Raw genomic sequence first — 15650 nt, 5'->3', positions numbered from 1 at the left:
ACCGGCGGTGACTCAGGCGGAGCCGGCGCAGTCTTCGGTGCCGCCGGCCGCCGGCTGGGGTCAGCGCTTGGCGTACTGCGCCCAGGGGATGTTCCAGTCGCCGAAACCTTCGAGCGGTTCCACGGCCGGGGCCCCGGTGTTGAGGGTCTGGACGACGTCGCCGGTCTTCATGTTGTTGAAGAACCAGGCCGCGTCCGCCGGGAGCAGGCCGACGCAGCCGTGCGAGACGTTGGACCTGCCCACCGCACGCCATGCCGATTCGAGGGCCTGGTGGACGTACACGCCGGAGCTGGTCAGGCGGTTGGCGTACTCCACGGTCAGGGGCGGGTAGTAGCCCTTGTCGCCGGGCTTGAGCCCGATGCTGCCGGCGTTGAAGTCGGAGTGGCGTTCCTGCTCCATGATGACGGCGTAGCCGGTCGGGGAGAGCCAGTCAGCGTCGCCCAGCGTGACCGGAGCGGTCTTGACGAGTTGGCCGTCGAAGTAGACGTTCATGGTCTTGGTGATGTCATCAACTACGGCCAGGCGCTGCGGTCCGACCTTGAAGGAGATCTTGGTGTCGGAGTTGCCGATCATCTTGTTGCCGAAGTCGACGCCGAAGAGTTTCAGGTCCACGGTGATTTCGCTGTTGGAGGCCCAGAACGCTTCGGGGCGGATCCGGACCCGCCGGTCCGAATACCAGCGCCACGCCACGGCCTGGCCGGAGGACGCCGTGACGGTGACGGCCTTCTCCATGGCCTCCTTGTTCAGGACGGGTTCGCTGAAGACGATTTCGATGGGCTGTCCGGCCCCGACCGTGGTGCCGTTGACCGGATAGACGGCGGCGTCCGCCTCGTTGGCTGTGGCCACGGTGGCGAAGGTCTGGGCCTTCTTTGTCTCACGTCCGGCCTGGTCGACGATGGTGAAGCCGTACTTGTACTTCGTGTCGAACTCCAGCGGATCCGCCGCGGTCCAGGTGGAGCCGTCCGGGCTGGTGGTGCCGGGCACGGGCTCTCCGCCGGCGGCCGGGACCAGCACGACATCCTTCACGACGCCGTTGACTGCCTTGACTGAGGGGGCGGCGGCGGGGTTGACGCCCTTGGCGCCGTCGGTCGGGGTCACTCCGAGCTCCACGAGCTTCACGACGGGGGCGGCGAGGCCAGACACGCTCCGCATCGGCGCCGAGGCTTCGGAGGGCATGTCGGCATGGGCCCAGCCCGGTGACGTGGCGACGCCAATGCCACCCGCCCCGACAGCTGCGCAGATGGCGAGGACGGCCAGCATTTTCCCGGTGTTGCGGGGACGGCGTCCCGGCTGCCGACGTCGACGCCCGCTCTCTTCAGTCATGGCCACTTTCTGTGTTCCCCCACTGCGTTTGCCTTCGAGCCCACCTCTGGGCGCACGATCTCCTGATGCCAGCATAAGCGAAGCGGCCCGCCGCGCCGGCCACGGCAGCGCCACGATCAGGTCACAAACGGGGCCCCGGACGCCTGGTCCGGGGCCCCTGAGCTGCGGGAATTGCGGGAACTTCGGGCAGCCTGGGCCGCTGCCCCGAAGCTTCCTAGTAGCGGTAGTGGTCCGGCTTGTACGGGCCGGATACCTCCAGGTCCAGGTAATCGGCCTGCTCCTTGGACAGCTCGGTCAGTTCGACGCCGAGGGCGTCAAGGTGCAGACGGGCAACCTTCTCGTCCAGGATCTTCGGCAGCACGTAGACCTGCTTGTCATACTCCCGCTCCCCTTCCGGCTGGTCACGCTTGGTGAACAGCTCGATCTGCGCGATCGTCTGGTTGGCGAAGGAGTTGCTCATCACGAAGGACGGGTGGCCGGTGGCGTTGCCGAGGTTCAGCAGGCGGCCCTCGGACAGCACGATGATGGAGCGGCTGCCCTCTCCCGTGGCGGGATCTTCTGCGAAGACCCACTCATGCACCTGGGGCTTGATTTCGACCTTCGTGATGCCGGGAATCCGCGCCAGCCCGGCCATGTCGATCTCGTTGTCGAAGTGGCCGATGTTGCCCACGATCGCCTTGTCACGCATCCCGGCCATGTGCTCGGCCATGATGACGTCCTTGTTGCCGGTCGTGGTGATGAAGATGTGGCCCTCGCTGAGGACGGATTCCAGCTTCGCGACCTGGTAGCCGTCCATCGCGGCCTGGAGGGCGCAGATGGGATCGATTTCGGTGACGATGACGCGTGAGCCCTGCCCGCGGAAGGCCTCCGCTGCGCCCTTGCCGACGTCGCCGTAGCCGCAGACGACGGCGACCTTGCCGCCCATCAGGACGTCGGTGGCGCGGTTAATGCCGTCTGGCAGGGAGTGGCGGATGCCGTACTTGTTGTCGAACTTGCTCTTGGTCACGGAGTCGTTGACGTTGATGGCCGGGAACAGCAGCTTGCCCTGCTCCGCGAGCTGGTAGAGGCGGTGCACGCCGGTGGTGGTTTCCTCGGTGACGCCCAGCAGGCGGGAGCCGATCCGGGTCCACTTCTGCGGGTCCGCCTGCAGCGAGGCGCGCAGCACGTCAAGGAAGACCCGTCCTTCCTCGGACTCGTCGTCGGCGGTGGCCGGGACGGCACCGAGGGCCTCGAAGTCGACGCCCTTGTGGACGAGCATGGTGGCGTCGCCGCCGTCGTCGAGGATCATGTTCGGGCCGAGGTCCGGGTTGCTGTCCGCCCCGGGCCAGGTCAGGATCTGCTCCGCGGTCCACCAGTATTCCTCCAGCGTCTCGCCCTTCCAGGCGAAGACCGGGACGCCCTGGGGGTTGTCGACCGTTCCGCTGCCGACCACCACGGCCGCGGCGGCTTCATCCTGGGTGGAGAAGATGTTGCAGGAGGCCCAGCGGACCTCGGCGCCAAGGGCCGTCAGCGTCTCGATCAGCACGGCGGTCTGCACCGTCATGTGCAGGGATCCGGCGATCCGGGCACCCTTGAGCGGCTGGCTGGCGCCAAACTCCTCGCGCAGGGACATCAGCCCGGGCATTTCATGCTCGGCGAGGCGGATCTGGTGCCGGCCTGCTTCGGCCAGGGAGATGTCCGCAATCTTGTAATCGAGAGTCATATGAATCCTTTGCTGTGGGCCGGCGGGCAGGTCCGTGACCTGGCTGCCTGTGACGAACGTAGAGGGGCTGATCAGTGGCTGGAGAGTACTTCGGAGCCGAACGGCGCAGCGATGGGCCGGCTGACTAGCCGGCGGTGTGCCGGGAAGCGGCGTCGGGCTGGCCCGAATCCGGCTGGCTCGGCTGGCCGGCGTCGGGCTGGCCGGGCTGGCCGGGCTGGCCGGCGTCGTGCTGGGAGGCGGGGGCCGCTGCGGCGGCGGGGAGCAGTTCCGGCGGAAGCAGCAGGGGGATGCCGTCCTCGATCGAGTACCGCAGTTTCACGCCGGCGGGGCCGGCCGCGGTGGTGACGAGTTCCTCGCCGTCCTGCACCAACGGGGACCCGGTCACGGGGCATCTGAGGACAGACAAGAGTTCGGGACTGATCTTCGGCATGGTGAACGCTCCCTGGTGGACGCCGCTGCAGGCGCCGGTGGCTTACGGATTTTGCAGTTCCCAGCCTACCGCCAGTTGCGGCTTACGAAGGTTCGCGCAGGACGCGCAGATGCCCCCGGCGGGCGCCCTCGGTTGCGGCCGGGGCTTCCAGGGCGGGGTGGGCGCTGCGCTGGCCCTGGCCGGCTTCCGGCGCGGCGGGCCGTGAGGCCGCCTCCCGGACGGCATTGGCCAGGGCGAGGAGGTCATCGGGGCCGGGACCCGCGGGGGTAGCCGGCATGGCCAGCCGCAGCACCTCCCAGCCGCGCGGGACGGTCAGGGACCCGGCGTGCTGTTCGCACAGGTCATAGCAGTGCGGCTCGGCGTAGGTTGCCAGCGGCCCCAGAACGGCGGTGGAGTCGGCATAGACGTACGTCAAAGTGGCCACCGCCGAGTTGCGGCAGGCTGACCTGGAACAAAGACGAATGGCACCCACGACATCACAGACTACTCCCCCGGGCCGCCGGACGCCGGGCGGCACGCTGACGGCGGGTCGGACGGCCCGTATCGCGTAAACCATCCGCCGGGTTTAGAGTCGAGATATGCAGTCATCGCACCAAGATCCGGGTTTTACGGTCCGCTTGGCTGAAACCGACGCCGGCCGTCTCGACGGCGCCTCCGCCGCGGGCGGTTCCGGCCGGGCCACGGCGCCGAGGGGCTTCCGCCAGCGGCGCAGGAACCGGCACGGCCGCGGGCTCCGCGGCGAGCTGATGCTGCCCACGCTGCCCGGTTACCGCACCCGCTCGGACCGTTTCGACGACTTTGTCCTGGACTCGGCTGAGCGGCTCCACGACATCTGGGGCAAACCGCTGGACGGGGTCCGGTTCGCCGTCGACGAAATTCCGCCGGGGCTCGAACAGCTCGTGGCGGACCGCGCCGTCGCCCCGATGGGCTCCTACTCCCCCGCCACGGCGGAGGAGGGACCGGTGATCACCCTGTACCGCCGGGTGGTCGAGCAGGCCTGCGGCAGCCGCGAGGAACTGCAGGACCTGGTCCATGACGTCGTGGTGGAGTACACCGCCGAGATGCTGGGCGTGCCGCCGGAGTCCCTCGATCCGGTCTACCGCCGCCGCTACTAGGGCCGGTCAGTAGCCGAGTGTGACCGGCACCTGCTCCTGGCCCGCCGCCCCGGGGGCAACGGCGATCGTTGAGATGTCCTGCCTGCCGTCCTGCTGCAGCAGGACCGCGCCGTAGGCGGGATCCCCCGCGGAGGACACGAGGTAGCCCACGAGCTGCGAGCCATCGACGTCGGCCGGGACCTGGATGGACGCGGTGGTGCCCCCGGCGATGTCGGCGGCCGCGGCCGCGTGGACCTTGCCGTCCGCCGTGACCGGGGTATAGGAAATGGTGGCCCGGCCTTCGGGAGCGCCGAAGATCAGAAACCGCTCTCCCGGGCCGGGGACCGGAACAATGTGTTGGCTTCCCAGCCTCGCCGAGGCCGGTGACCATGCGAAGTCGGAGGCATCCTCGGCCGTCAGTCCCCTGGTGGCGCGCGCCGCCGCGGTGAAGGAAACGTCCGAGCTGACGGACACCGTGTAGGGCCCGGCCGGCACGCCGGCGAGGGAGACCCCGGTGACGGATCCGGCCTTCGCCGTCACCACTCCGCCGCCGGGCAGCGCCTTCTGGCCGTCCCGTCCGAAGACCTTGATCGCGATGACGGCGTCAGCGGAACCCGGCACCGCCAGCTGCAGGGCCGGTCCGGCATCCGCGAAGCCGGACCGGCTCGTTAGCCCCGCCAGACCGGCGGGGTCCTGGATGTCGACACCGGTGATGACCTGGCGGAGGGCCGGCGCAGCGGCCGGAGCGATGAACTCGACGCCGCCGGGCGTCAGTCCCCGCAGCACGCTTTGCTGGATGTGAGCGGCCACAGGCCCGCCGGCGCTGCGCACCCGCACGCTGAGCCGCTCCTGCCCCGGGGCGAGCCCGGCCAGGATCACGGAGCGGGTGGTGCCCGGCGCGACGAGCAGTCCCCGGCTGCCCGGGGCCTGGATGAGGCCTTCGGCGCCGAAAAGTTCGAGGCTGACGGTGGCGGGACTGCTGGAGGCGTTGCTGAGCTTCAGCACGGCGGTCCGGCCGAGCGCGGTGTTCGCCCCGACCAGCCAGAGGTCGTTGCCGGGCTGCTGGCAGGCTGCGGCCGCCGAACCGCGGAGGTCGCCGTCCTCTGCGGTGTAGCGCATGACGGCTCCGGCGGAGGGCTGGCGGTCGGCCTGGGCGTCGGCACTCAGGACGGTCACGTCGTCGACCCCCTGCTGGGCCACGACGCCAGCCAGCGGCGCGGCGGCCGCGGGCCGGGTCGCGGACGGACCTTCGGACACCGGTGCGGCCTTGGCCACTTCCACCAGGGTGCTGCCGGTCAGCGAGGCGAGCCTGCTGCCGGGCAGGACACCGGAACCGGAGCCCAGCACCACGGCGTTGACGTTGCTCCGGGCGGTGGCGGACTCCGGGCTGAACTGCGGGTCGATGCCCACGGTGGCACCTTCCAGTAGCCGGGCCGGTCCGGGGCAGACGCCCACACTGCTGCCGGCAGGGACCGCCGCCAGCGGTGCCGCGACGGGCCGGCTGCTGCCGGGACCCTGCGGCGTCAGCGCCGTGGCGGAAACAAGTCCGCCGCCGGCAGCGACGAGGACGACGGCGGCGAGGACGCCGCCCAGCCGGCGGGCGCGCGGACGCGCCGCTGGCGCCGCGGGCTCCGTAGGCTCCGTGGCGTCGACCCCGGTGTCGGCGGTGTCGTTGGTGTCGGATTTGTCGGGGATGTCGGGGATGTCGTGGATGTCGTCCCTAGGCATGTTGATGTTCCTTACGCAGGGAGCCTTCGTCCCTGGAGAGGCCGGTGTTCGGCCGGCGGGCAGGCATGGGGATGGCCAGCAGGACGGTCAGGCCAATGATGACGGCCTGCGCAGCGCCGGTCCAGATGGCCCAGGGTGCTTCGTAGCGGAGACTGAATTGCCCGCCCTCGGCGGGCAGGGTGAAGGCCTGCGCCCAGCCGGAGGTGGTGGCGGTCAGGCGTCGGCCGTCGAGCCAGGCGCTCCAGCCCGGATCGGCGCGTTCGGCCAGCACCACGAGCCGTCCTTCCGGCCCGGCCGGCACCGCGGCGTCGGCGGACACCGTCCGGGACGGGACCAGCCCGACGGTGGCGCCCGCGCCGTCGACGATCCGTACGCGGTGGGCGATGTCGGCCGCCGCGATGACGGGCTGGTTCAGGGGGCTGATCCGCCAGAGCCAGCCGACGTCGGTCTTGCCGACGGCGACGAGGCCGGGGACGGCGTCCATCCGGCTGGCGGTCAGCTGCGCCGCGGTGTCCGCGGACCGCAGGACCACGAAGCCGACGCCGAGCTGCTCCAGCTCGGCGCGGGGATCGACGCCCTGGCCGGCCACGATCGTGGCCACGACGTTGCGCAGCGAAGCGACGACGGCGTCGTCGTCACGGACGGTCTCCTGGCCAGGCTCGCCCATGATCGGGCGGGCGGCGGCAATCGTGGACAGCGAGTCGAGTGTGGTGCCGGCGCCGCGCATGAGCGCGGCGTCGAAGGTTCCGTTTTCCCCGGTGGAGATGATGAGGGTGCGGGACTGTTCGGGTCCTTCGCCGCGGTCGATGGCCGTGGCGGGGAGCGTCCTGGGTTCGGCCGGCTGCACCAGCCTCGTGGCGCCCAGGGAACCGGCGCCGGCCGCTCCGGCAGCCGGCGTGGCCGGCGGCAGGACGTTTTGCGCCGCCCACACCGTCAGGCCGGCCACCGGGCCGGCCAGCAGCAGGATCATGGCGGTGACCGCCGTGCCGCGGGTCAGGATCTTGCGGCCCGTGGTTGCGGCGGCGGCCCGGTCGGCGGAGTCCAGCAGGCCGGTCGCCCCGATCAGGGACGCCCCGAGAAGGGCAAAGGCCGCGGCCGACACGGCCGGTCCGGTGAAGGGAGTGACCAGCACGTCGGCGCTGACTCCGGTGGCGACCTGGCCGCTGAGCCAGCCGCCGGCCAGCAGCAGCAGGGCCGCGGTCCAGAGGGCGCGGGCAGTCCGCGGCGGCCGGCCCGGCAGGAACAGGGCAGCCACGGCCAGGAGCAGGACGGGCAGTCCGATCAGCAGGGCGAGCAGGAGCGCCCACGGCACGGCGGAGTCGGCGCCGAACACCGGAAGGCCGGTGAGGCCGCCGCCGGCCGCGAAGCGCAGCGGCTGGCCCAGGGCTTGCTGCCACAGCGGTGCGGCGTCAAAGCCCAGCGGCAGGCCGGGGTCCGCGAGCAGGGCGCGGGGACGGTCAATGGTGGAGGCCAGGAATGGCACGAACAGCGCCAGGGTGGGCAGCAGCGCCCACCACACGGTGCGGCCGCGACGGCCAAGGAGCGTGCCGCACAGGGCCACGAGCACGACGCCGGGCAGCAGCAGCGAGGGGGCGGCCGCGGTCACGACGGCCAGGGCCAGTCCGGCCGCGGCGGCGGCGGTCCAGGAGGGGGTGCCGTTGATGCCGGGTTTCACCGGGGGCGCCTCGGTGAAGCGCCGCTCCCCGGGGGCCGGCACGGCGTAGCGGCCGCGTCCGGCGGCGGTGCCGGTGGCCCGCAGCAGGGCCAGCACCAGCAGCGGCATCATGACGTGGGCGACGAGGGCGCCGGCGCGGCCCTGGTTGAGCGCCACCTGCAGGGCCGGCGCAGCGGCCCAGAGGAGGGCGGCGGCCAGCCGGAGCCGGCGGCGCTGCGTCAGCGCGCCGGCGGCGAACCAGGCGCCGAGGGCGGAGAGCGGCATGGCCAGGATGAGCAGCCCGGCGAGGGCGGTGTTGGCGTTGCCGCCGCCGACCGCGCCCAGGGCCCACAGCACGTAGCCGAAGGGGTCGCCGTGGCCGGGAAGTCCCGCCCCGAGCGTGATCCACCAGCCGGAGGCGTGGTCCCAGATCTCGCCCAACCGCAGCGGGAGCGGAATGCTCGCGCCGCCGGCGACGGCTTCGGCCCGGAACAGGCTCAGCAGTCCGATCAGGGACGCCGCGGTGGTGAGCAGGACGGCGAGCAGCGCGCCGTTGCCCACCCAGCCCCGCTCGGAGGTGGTCAGGGCGGCGAAGTCGTCCTCGGAGTCGCCGGTGGGCTGTTCGGCCAGCGGGTCGTTTCCGCCGGGGTTGTCCCCGGAGTCGTCCGCCCCGAGGGCTTCCATGAGCGATCGGCGGTGCGCCCAGACTTCACGCCGCGGGGTCTGCAGCCCCTTGATGACCGAACGCCGGATGCGGCGGGTCCGGGCGGCGTTGCGCCGGCCCCGGGCCACGGCCGCGGGCCGTGACAGTGCGCCGAAGGTGGCCAGGAGCTGTGAGAAACCGTGTCCCGGGTCTTTGACCGCGATGCTCAGGACCAGCTTGAAGATGCTGCCCAGCAGGGCTCCGGCCGCGTGCAGCGGCACTTTCCAGGCCGGGGCGTGTTTGAGCCGCAAATGCACCTGGGCCTTGCGGGCCGCGGCCGCGTTGCCCAGGGCGTGCGGGCGGTGCGAGACGTGGAACATTCTTGCGCTGGGGACCACCACCACACGGTGTCCGGCCAGCCGGTTCCGCCAGCAGAAGTCGACGTCGTCGCCGCTGCCCGGCAGTGCCGGGTCGAAGCCGTTCAGGTCCTCCCAGACGTCGCGGCGGATCAGCATGCCGGCGGAGTTGACCGCGAAGGTGTCGCTGCGTGCGTCGTACTGCCCCTGGTCCAGCTCGTCGGCTTCGATGAGGGTCAGCCGCTCGGCCCAGCGGCTGGTGGAGAGCCCGACGTCGATCAGCCGGCGTTCGGAGTGCCAGTCCAGCTGCTTGCAGCCCGCCACCGTGACCGAGGGCGCGCGTTCGACGGCACGGAGCAGTTCGGCGAGGGCCTCGGGCGCGGGGGCTGCGTCGTCGTGCAGCAGCCAGATCCATTCGGCCGCGGGGCGGCCGGGTGTCCCGGTGCCGGACGTGCCGGCGTCGGCCCGGGCCGCGAGGGCGCTGAGGCCCGCCTGCACGGCTGCGCCCATGCCGCTGCGGGCCTGCTCGAAGACGGTGACGTTGGCGGCGCCGAATGCCTCCGCGAGGAGGGCCGCCGAATGGTCGCGGGAACCGGTATCAACCCCGATGCAGGTGTTCGCGGGCCGGCTCTGAGCCGCCAGCGCCGCGAGGGTCCTGGGGAGAAAGTCACCGCCGTCGTGGGAAACCACGACGGCGGTGACTCGTACTTCTTGAAGAATTAGATCGCTCGCTTCCTAAGCCGGCGCCGCTCGCGCTCGGAGAGGCCGCCCCAGATGCCGAAACGCTCATCGTTGGACAGGGCGTATTCCAGGCACTGCGAGCGGACGTTGCACGCCCCGCAGACCTTCTTGGCGTCGCGGGTGGAGCCACCCTTCTCGGGGAAGAATGCCTCCGGGTCGGTCTGCGCGCAGAGCGCGTCCGTCTGCCAGCCCAGTTCGCCTTCATCGTCGAAGTCCTGCTGGGAAGGCAGCCCGATCCACACCGGCTGCGTGGTGGTGCCCGCGTGGAGGGTCTGGAGCTCCATCGGCGGATCGTGAAGATCGTTGTCCTGGTCCGGACCGGACAGAAGTTCGTCGTGCGCCGCGAGGAAGGCGGTCGCCTGGTCCTGCAGCTTGTCGTTGGTGTGCTCGTTGAAGCGGTCTGCCGCGTCCGGATCTGCCGGATCGACGTACCAGTCGCTCGGCACTCCGCGTGAACGGTATTTGGCCGTGGCCTGCCCAGCAACGACGGCCTCTTCATGGATACGCTCTGCTAGCCCCATTGGCGTTTCCTCTCTGATTTTGCGGCCTTTGCCTGACCCGGTGACACTCGGTTGAGTTCCGGTTTCCGCACATCGGCCTTCGATACCTAATTACACGTGTGTAAGTATCTTCCGTCAAGCCACGGCGGAGATAATAATCAACCCGGGGCTCAAAGCGGGGGCACGCCACGCCCGGGATTTTTGCGCCACACCCCGGAGAATGCGCGGAATAATCAGGGTGCTGAGCACTTCGGAGAAATTTTTCCTGAATTTACAGGGAACTTCCCGGCGCGGCACCGGACGCCGGCCGGCGGGCACCGGGAGGCCTATGACGGAGATCACACCCGCGGCCGCCGTGGCAAGATGAAACCATGACTATCCCGGCAATCGACCTGATGACAGCCCTGCGTTCCGGCCAGTCCACCTCCCCCCGGCTCACCTGGTACGGGCCCGAATCCGAGCGGGTGGAGCTCTCCGGACGGGTGCTGGACAACTGGGTGGCGAAGACCAGCAATCTCCTGCAGGACGAACTCGACGCCGAGCCCGGGACGCGGCTGCGGCTGGACCTGCCGGCCCACTGGAAGTCCGTGATCCTCGCCCTGGCCGCCTGGCAGCTTGGCATGGAGGTCGTGTTCGACGATGCCGAGGCCGAACTGCTGGCCACCGGCGATCCGGGACCCGGTGCGGCGCAGGGGGCATTCGACGCCGTCCTGGCAGTGGCGCTCCCGGCGCTGGCGATGCGGTGGCAGGGCGAGCTGCCCACCGGCGTCGTGGACTACGCCGCCGAGGTGCGCTCCCACGGCGACGTCTTTATGCCGCACGTGGATCCGGAAGCGTCGCGGCGGGCCGTTGTGGCCGCCGCGGGGGCGGAACACACCCACGGTGGTCTGCTGGACGGCTTCGCGGCAGCGCACGACGAGGGCGTCCGGCTGCTGGTGACCGCCGGTGACGGCCTGGAGCCTGCCCTGGCCCAGTGCCTGGGCGCCTGGAAGAGCGACGGGTCGGTGGTGCTGGTGCACCCCGACGTCACGGTGACGGAGAAGCTGCTCGCAGACGAGCGCATCAACGGCAGCTGAGCCGGGTCCGGATGCGTCGGGCGGGGAACCTGCCGGCTCACACTAGGCCGGCGGGCCCGGCAGCTCCGGGTCCTTGACGGCACGGGTCGTGACGGCGGGGTCCTTGACGGCACGGCCCTGGACGGCAGGGCCGTTCTCGACGGCGGCGCTGGGGTGCGGGTGCGGGTGCGGGTGCGGGTGCCGCTCGATGATTTCGTGGTCGTGCGAGAACTCCGGCTCTTCGTCGAGTTCCTTGTTGAACACCAGGAAGCGGTAGGCGAAGAAGCGCACCACCGTGGCGACCAGGATGCCAACGATCCCGGCGGCGAAGAGCATGTTCTTGTCCGTGACCCCGAAGGCGTACTTGGCGAGGGCGGTGAAACCGGTGGAGATGCCGATGCCGATGCCGTTGATCAGGATGAACATCCCGAACTCGCGGAGCACGTTGTCCTGGCGGCGGTGGCGGAAGGTCCAGAACCGGTTCGCAATCCAGGAGAAGATCGTGGCGATGCTGGCGCCGACAAAGCGGGCCTTGGCCTCGCTGTCGGTCATCGGGCCGTGCATCAGGTAGTACGTGAGTCCGTTGTCAATGATGAACGCGACTCCGCCCACCGCACCGAATTTGGCCACTTCGCGCCAGAAGAGCGAGGCGAGCCCGCGTAAGCGCTCGCTGAGTGTAGTAATCATGACCCTCCGTGGCCGTCTTGAACTGTCGGCCATTGGGCCAAGGGCCCATTTTAGCGCCGATTGCCCGGGGCTCGCCCCGGAGGCCGGTCCGCCGGCCCCAACGGCGCCCGCCCGGAAGCCGCCCCGCCGCCGGCCAAAATGCCGGGATCGGCCCGCGCCAACCCCGCCGGACAGGGGTCCGTGGCCGCCCGGAACCCGCACCGGGACGTCCAAAAGCCGGGATATCGCGAGGTTTTCGGTAGGCTGGGACTTGTGACTTTTCCTGTGATCGGTGTAGTTGGCGGCGGCCAGCTCGCCCGAATGATGGCCCCCGCGGCCACCGCCCTGGGCTTCGAGCTCCGCGTCCTTGCCGAAGGTGAGGACGTCTCAGCCGTCTCAGCCGTGGCCAATGCCCCGGTCGGTGATTACACCGATCTGGACCACCTCCTTGAGTTTTCCCGCGGCCTGGACGTCCTGACGTTCGACCACGAGCACGTCCCCACCGAACACCTCCGTTCGCTGCAGCGGGCCGGCGTGAACGTCCATCCCGGACCGGACGCGCTGGTCAACGCCCAGGACAAGCTGGTGATGCGGGCGGCCATCGACCGGCTCGAACTGCCCAATCCGCGCTGGGCCGCGGTCGACGACGTCGCCGGGCTGGTCGCATTCGGCGAGGACATTGGCTGGCCGGTCGTCCTCAAGACCCCGCGCGGGGGCTACGACGGCAAGGGCGTGCGGATCGTGGACTCCGCGGCCGATGCCGAGGACACCGCGGACTGGTTCGCGGCGATGTCGCCGCTGCTCGCGGAGGCCAAGGTGGAATTCAGCCGCGAGCTCTCGGCCCTGGTGGCACGGACACCGGACGGTGAGTCGAGGGCCTGGCCCGTGGTGCACACCATCCAGGTCGACGGCGTCTGCGACGAAGTCATCGCCCCGGCGCTGGACGTCCCGCTGGAGGTTGCTGCGGCGGCCGAAAACGCCGCCCTCCGCATCGCCAGCGAACTCGGCGTCACCGGCGTAATGGCCGTCGAGCTGTTCGAAACCCCCGGCGTCGGAGCAGGCTTCCTGATCAACGAGCTCGCCATGCGTCCGCACAACACCGGCCACTGGACCCAGGACGGCTCGGTGACCAGCCAGTTCGAACAGCACCTCCGGGCCATCCTCAATCTGCCGCTGGGCGCCACGGACCTGCTGGGACCCGTCGTCGTGATGAAAAACTTCCTGGGCGGCGAGAACCAGAATCTGTTCTCCGCCTATCCCGCAGCCCTTGGCAGCGAACCCGCGGCGAAGGTCCACTGCTACGGCAAGGCCGTCCGGCCGGGCCGCAAGATCGGCCACGTCAACCTCGTCGGCGGCTCGGTGGCCGACGTCGACTCGGTGCGCGAACGCGCCACCACGGTCGCCAACATCATCCGGAACGGGCGGGCCCAGTCCCGAACCGCAGCGGGAGCACACGAGGAGAACGCATGAGCAGCAGCACTAGCGGCAGCACCGCCCAGTCCGCCGACGCCCGGTTCCCGGCTGCCGCGGACGCCGGGGCCGATGCCCCGATCGTCGGGCTCGTTATGGGCTCGGACTCCGACTGGCCCGTGATGGAGGCTGCCGCCGAGGCCCTCGCCGAATTCGGCATCCCCTTTGAGGCCGATGTTGTCTCGGCCCACCGTATGCCCCTGGAAATGATCCGTTACGGCCAGACGGCCCATGAGCGCGGGCTGCGTGTCCTCATCGCCGGCGCCGGCGGCGCCGCCCACCTGCCGGGCATGCTCGCCTCGGTCACGCCGCTGCCGGTCATCGGCGTCCCGGTGCCGCTCAAGACCCTCGACGGCATGGATTCCCTGCTCTCCATCGTCCAGATGCCCGCCGGGGTTCCGGTCGCGACCGTGTCCATCGGCGGTGCCCGGAACGCCGGTCTGCTGGCCGTGCGCATGCTGGCCTCCGGCACGGACCCGCTGGCCGCCCGGCTCCGCGCCGAACTGGTCGACTTCGCCCAGGAACTCAATGACGTCGCCACCCGGAAGGGCGCAAACCTGCGGCGCAAGGTGAGCGAAGTCTTTGCGGACGCGAACGTCGTCACCCGGGGCAGCCGTTAAGGATCGCCAGATGACCAACAGTTACGCCCCGTCCCGCCAGCCGTCGCCGCGGAGCCAAACGGCTCCGCCGTCCCGCACGGATCCTGTCCGCTACCCCTCGGGGGCAGCCGCGCCGGTGCTGACCAAGCGCGCCTTCCTGCTGGTCCTGATGACCCTGCTGGTCCCCGGCAGCGCCCAGATTGTCGCCGGCGACCGGCGGCTGGGACGGATGGCGCTGCGTGCCACCCTGACCGTCTGGGCGCTGGTCATCCTCGCCGCAGTACTCCTCCTGGTATCCCGGTCGACGCTGATCAACCTGATCACCAACCCGGTCACCTCACTGCTCCTGGTCCTGGGCATGGCGGCACTGGCGATCGGCTGGGCGGCGCTCTTCATCAACACCCTGCGGCTGATCCGTCCGGTGCTGCTGGCGCCCGGCGTGCGCCCCGCCGTCGTGGTGGCCCTCGTGCTGGCAATGATCCTCAGCAGCGGCTCGCTGGGCTACGCCGCCTACCTGCTCAACGTCAGCCGCGACGCCATCGGCAACATCTTCTCCAACGGGCCGACGATGGAGCCCTCGGAGGGCCGGTACAACTTCCTGATGATGGGCGGCGACGCCGGGGCGGACCGTACCGGCCGACGGCCGGACAGCCTTTCGGTCATCAGCGTCGATGCCAAGACCGGCAAAACCGCGATCATCTCGGTGCCCCGCAACCTGCAGAACGCGCAGTTCAGCGAGGACTCCCCGATGCGCGGGCTTTACCCTGACGGCTACGACTGCGGCAATGAGTGCCTCATCAACGCCATCAACACCGAGGTCACCAACGAACACCAGGACCTCTACCCCGGCGTTGCCGACCCGGGCGCGCAGGCCACGATGGAGGCCGTGTCCGGCACCCTGGGCATCAAGGTCCAGGCCTATGTGCTGGTGGACATGGAGGGCTTCGCCAAACTCATTGATGCCATGGGCGGCATCCGGATCAAGGCCGGCGGCTGGGTCCCGCTCAGCGGCAACATGGTGGACGAGGCCAACGGCATCCACGGCATGCCGCTCGGCTGGATCCGCGCCGGCGAACAGACGCTCGACGGCTACCACGCCCTCTGGTACGGCCGCTCGCGCGAGTTCGTCGACGACTACGCCCGCATCCAGCGTCAGCAGTGTGTCCAGCAGGCCATGCTGAAGCAGCTGGATCCGGCCACCCTGCTTTCCAAGTTCGAGGACATCGCCAGCGCCGGGACCAAGGTCGTGGACTCCAACGTCTCCGCCGGCCAGCTCGGCAGCTTCGTGGACCTCGCGATGAAGGCCAAGGGCCAGGAAATGAGCCGGCTGACCATCGGACCGCCCGACTTCGACGCGTCCTTCTCAACGGTTCCGGACTTCGACCAGATCCACCAGAAGGTCGATGCCCTCCTCGGCCCCGCCCCTGAGGCGGGCGCCGCCGAGGACGGCATCCTCCCGGAGGACGCAGCACCCGGACCGCTGTCCGCTGCCGGTGCGCTGCCCCGCGCACGGCCCGGCACCCAGCCCGCGCCGTCGCCGTCGGACTTCACCCCGGTGACCACGACGCCGGACGGCGAGCCGATCACCGTGGAGATGCTCAACCAGTTCAAGCGCAACGGCGACGAACAGTCGATCCGGAACCTGGTGGCCACGAACGGCCAGTGCGCGCCGCTGTAGTTCCTTCCGAC

13 protein-coding genes are annotated in these 15650 nt (G+C 70.3%); 5 read left to right on the top strand and 8 right to left on the bottom strand.

Annotated features, from left to right (window positions below; translation table 11 throughout):
• Positions 1 to 60: 60 nt before the first annotated feature.
• The 4 genes from AC06G6_RS05465 to AC06G6_RS05450 form a co-directional block, all read right to left on the bottom strand.
• On the bottom strand, positions 61 to 1323 hold the full coding sequence (locus AC06G6_RS05465) for a L,D-transpeptidase (protein WP_479827098.1): 1263 nt from the start codon (positions 1321 to 1323) through the stop codon (positions 61 to 63).
• A 214-nt stretch (positions 1324 to 1537) separates the two neighbouring features.
• A complete protein-coding gene (gene ahcY / locus AC06G6_RS05460; protein ID WP_479827096.1) occupies positions 1538 to 3025 on the bottom strand; it encodes an adenosylhomocysteinase in 1488 nt (495 codons plus the stop codon).
• A 124-nt stretch (positions 3026 to 3149) separates the two neighbouring features.
• The gene (locus tag AC06G6_RS05455) at positions 3150 to 3455 is read right to left on the bottom strand and encodes a Trm112 family protein (RefSeq protein ID WP_479827094.1); all 306 of its coding nucleotides are present in this window, start codon (positions 3453 to 3455) and stop codon (positions 3150 to 3152) included.
• Between the two features lie 82 nt (positions 3456 to 3537).
• The gene (locus AC06G6_RS05450; protein WP_479827092.1) at positions 3538 to 3927 is read right to left on the bottom strand and encodes a DUF3499 domain-containing protein; all 390 of its coding nucleotides are present in this window, start codon (positions 3925 to 3927) and stop codon (positions 3538 to 3540) included.
• 106 nt (positions 3928 to 4033) lie between these two features.
• Here AC06G6_RS05450 and AC06G6_RS05445 point away from each other — a divergent pair, with 106 nt between their 5' ends.
• Positions 4034 to 4570 carry a metallopeptidase family protein gene (locus AC06G6_RS05445; protein ID WP_479827090.1) on the top strand — a complete coding sequence of 179 codons (537 nt, stop codon included), beginning with the start codon at positions 4034 to 4036 and terminating at the stop codon, positions 4568 to 4570.
• A 6-nt stretch (positions 4571 to 4576) separates the two neighbouring features.
• Here AC06G6_RS05445 and AC06G6_RS05440 read toward each other — a convergent pair whose 3' ends face one another.
• The 3 genes from AC06G6_RS05440 to AC06G6_RS05430 are packed head-to-tail and all read right to left on the bottom strand — an operon-like array spanning position 4577 to position 10192.
• Positions 4577 to 6277, bottom strand: coding sequence for a DUF5719 family protein (locus AC06G6_RS05440; protein WP_479827088.1), 1701 nt, complete (start codon positions 6275 to 6277; stop codon positions 4577 to 4579).
• Complete coding sequence (locus tag AC06G6_RS05435; RefSeq protein WP_479827086.1) at positions 6270 to 9620, bottom strand: glycosyltransferase; 3351 nt, start codon at positions 9618 to 9620, stop codon at positions 6270 to 6272. Before AC06G6_RS05435 ends, AC06G6_RS05440 begins: the two co-directional genes overlap by 8 nt.
• 29 nt (positions 9621 to 9649) lie before the next feature.
• On the bottom strand, positions 9650 to 10192 hold the full coding sequence (locus AC06G6_RS05430; protein WP_307459083.1) for a WhiB family transcriptional regulator: 543 nt from the start codon (positions 10190 to 10192) through the stop codon (positions 9650 to 9652).
• Positions 10193 to 10542: 350 nt separating this feature from the next.
• Between AC06G6_RS05430 and AC06G6_RS05425 the strand changes: the two genes are divergently transcribed.
• Positions 10543 to 11247, top strand: a complete 705-nt coding sequence (locus tag AC06G6_RS05425; RefSeq protein ID WP_479827084.1) for a TIGR03089 family protein — start codon at positions 10543 to 10545, stop codon at positions 11245 to 11247.
• Positions 11248 to 11289: 42 nt separating this feature from the next.
• Here the strand turns inward: AC06G6_RS05425 and AC06G6_RS05420 are convergent, their stop codons facing one another.
• A complete protein-coding gene (locus tag AC06G6_RS05420) occupies positions 11290 to 11913 on the bottom strand; it encodes a GtrA family protein (protein WP_479827082.1) in 624 nt (207 codons plus the stop codon).
• A 300-nt stretch (positions 11914 to 12213) separates the two neighbouring features.
• On the opposite strand from AC06G6_RS05420, the gene AC06G6_RS05415 reads away from it, so the two are divergent.
• The 3 genes from AC06G6_RS05415 to AC06G6_RS05405 all read left to right on the top strand — a co-directional run bounded on the left by AC06G6_RS05415 (position 12214) and on the right by AC06G6_RS05405 (position 15639).
• A complete protein-coding gene (locus AC06G6_RS05415) occupies positions 12214 to 13362 on the top strand; it encodes a 5-(carboxyamino)imidazole ribonucleotide synthase (protein ID WP_479828546.1) in 1149 nt (382 codons plus the stop codon).
• Positions 13363 to 13457: 95 nt separating this feature from the next.
• The gene (gene purE, locus AC06G6_RS05410; protein ID WP_479828545.1) at positions 13458 to 13982 is read left to right on the top strand and encodes a 5-(carboxyamino)imidazole ribonucleotide mutase; all 525 of its coding nucleotides are present in this window, start codon (positions 13458 to 13460) and stop codon (positions 13980 to 13982) included.
• Between the two features lie 10 nt (positions 13983 to 13992).
• The gene (locus tag AC06G6_RS05405) at positions 13993 to 15639 is read left to right on the top strand and encodes an LCP family protein (protein ID WP_479827080.1); all 1647 of its coding nucleotides are present in this window, start codon (positions 13993 to 13995) and stop codon (positions 15637 to 15639) included.
• The last annotated feature ends 11 nt before the right edge of the window (positions 15640 to 15650 follow it).

This window comes from Arthrobacter sp. CJL-S3, from assembly GCF_056711635.1.
This window is presented reverse-complemented; position numbering and strand designations above follow the sequence as displayed.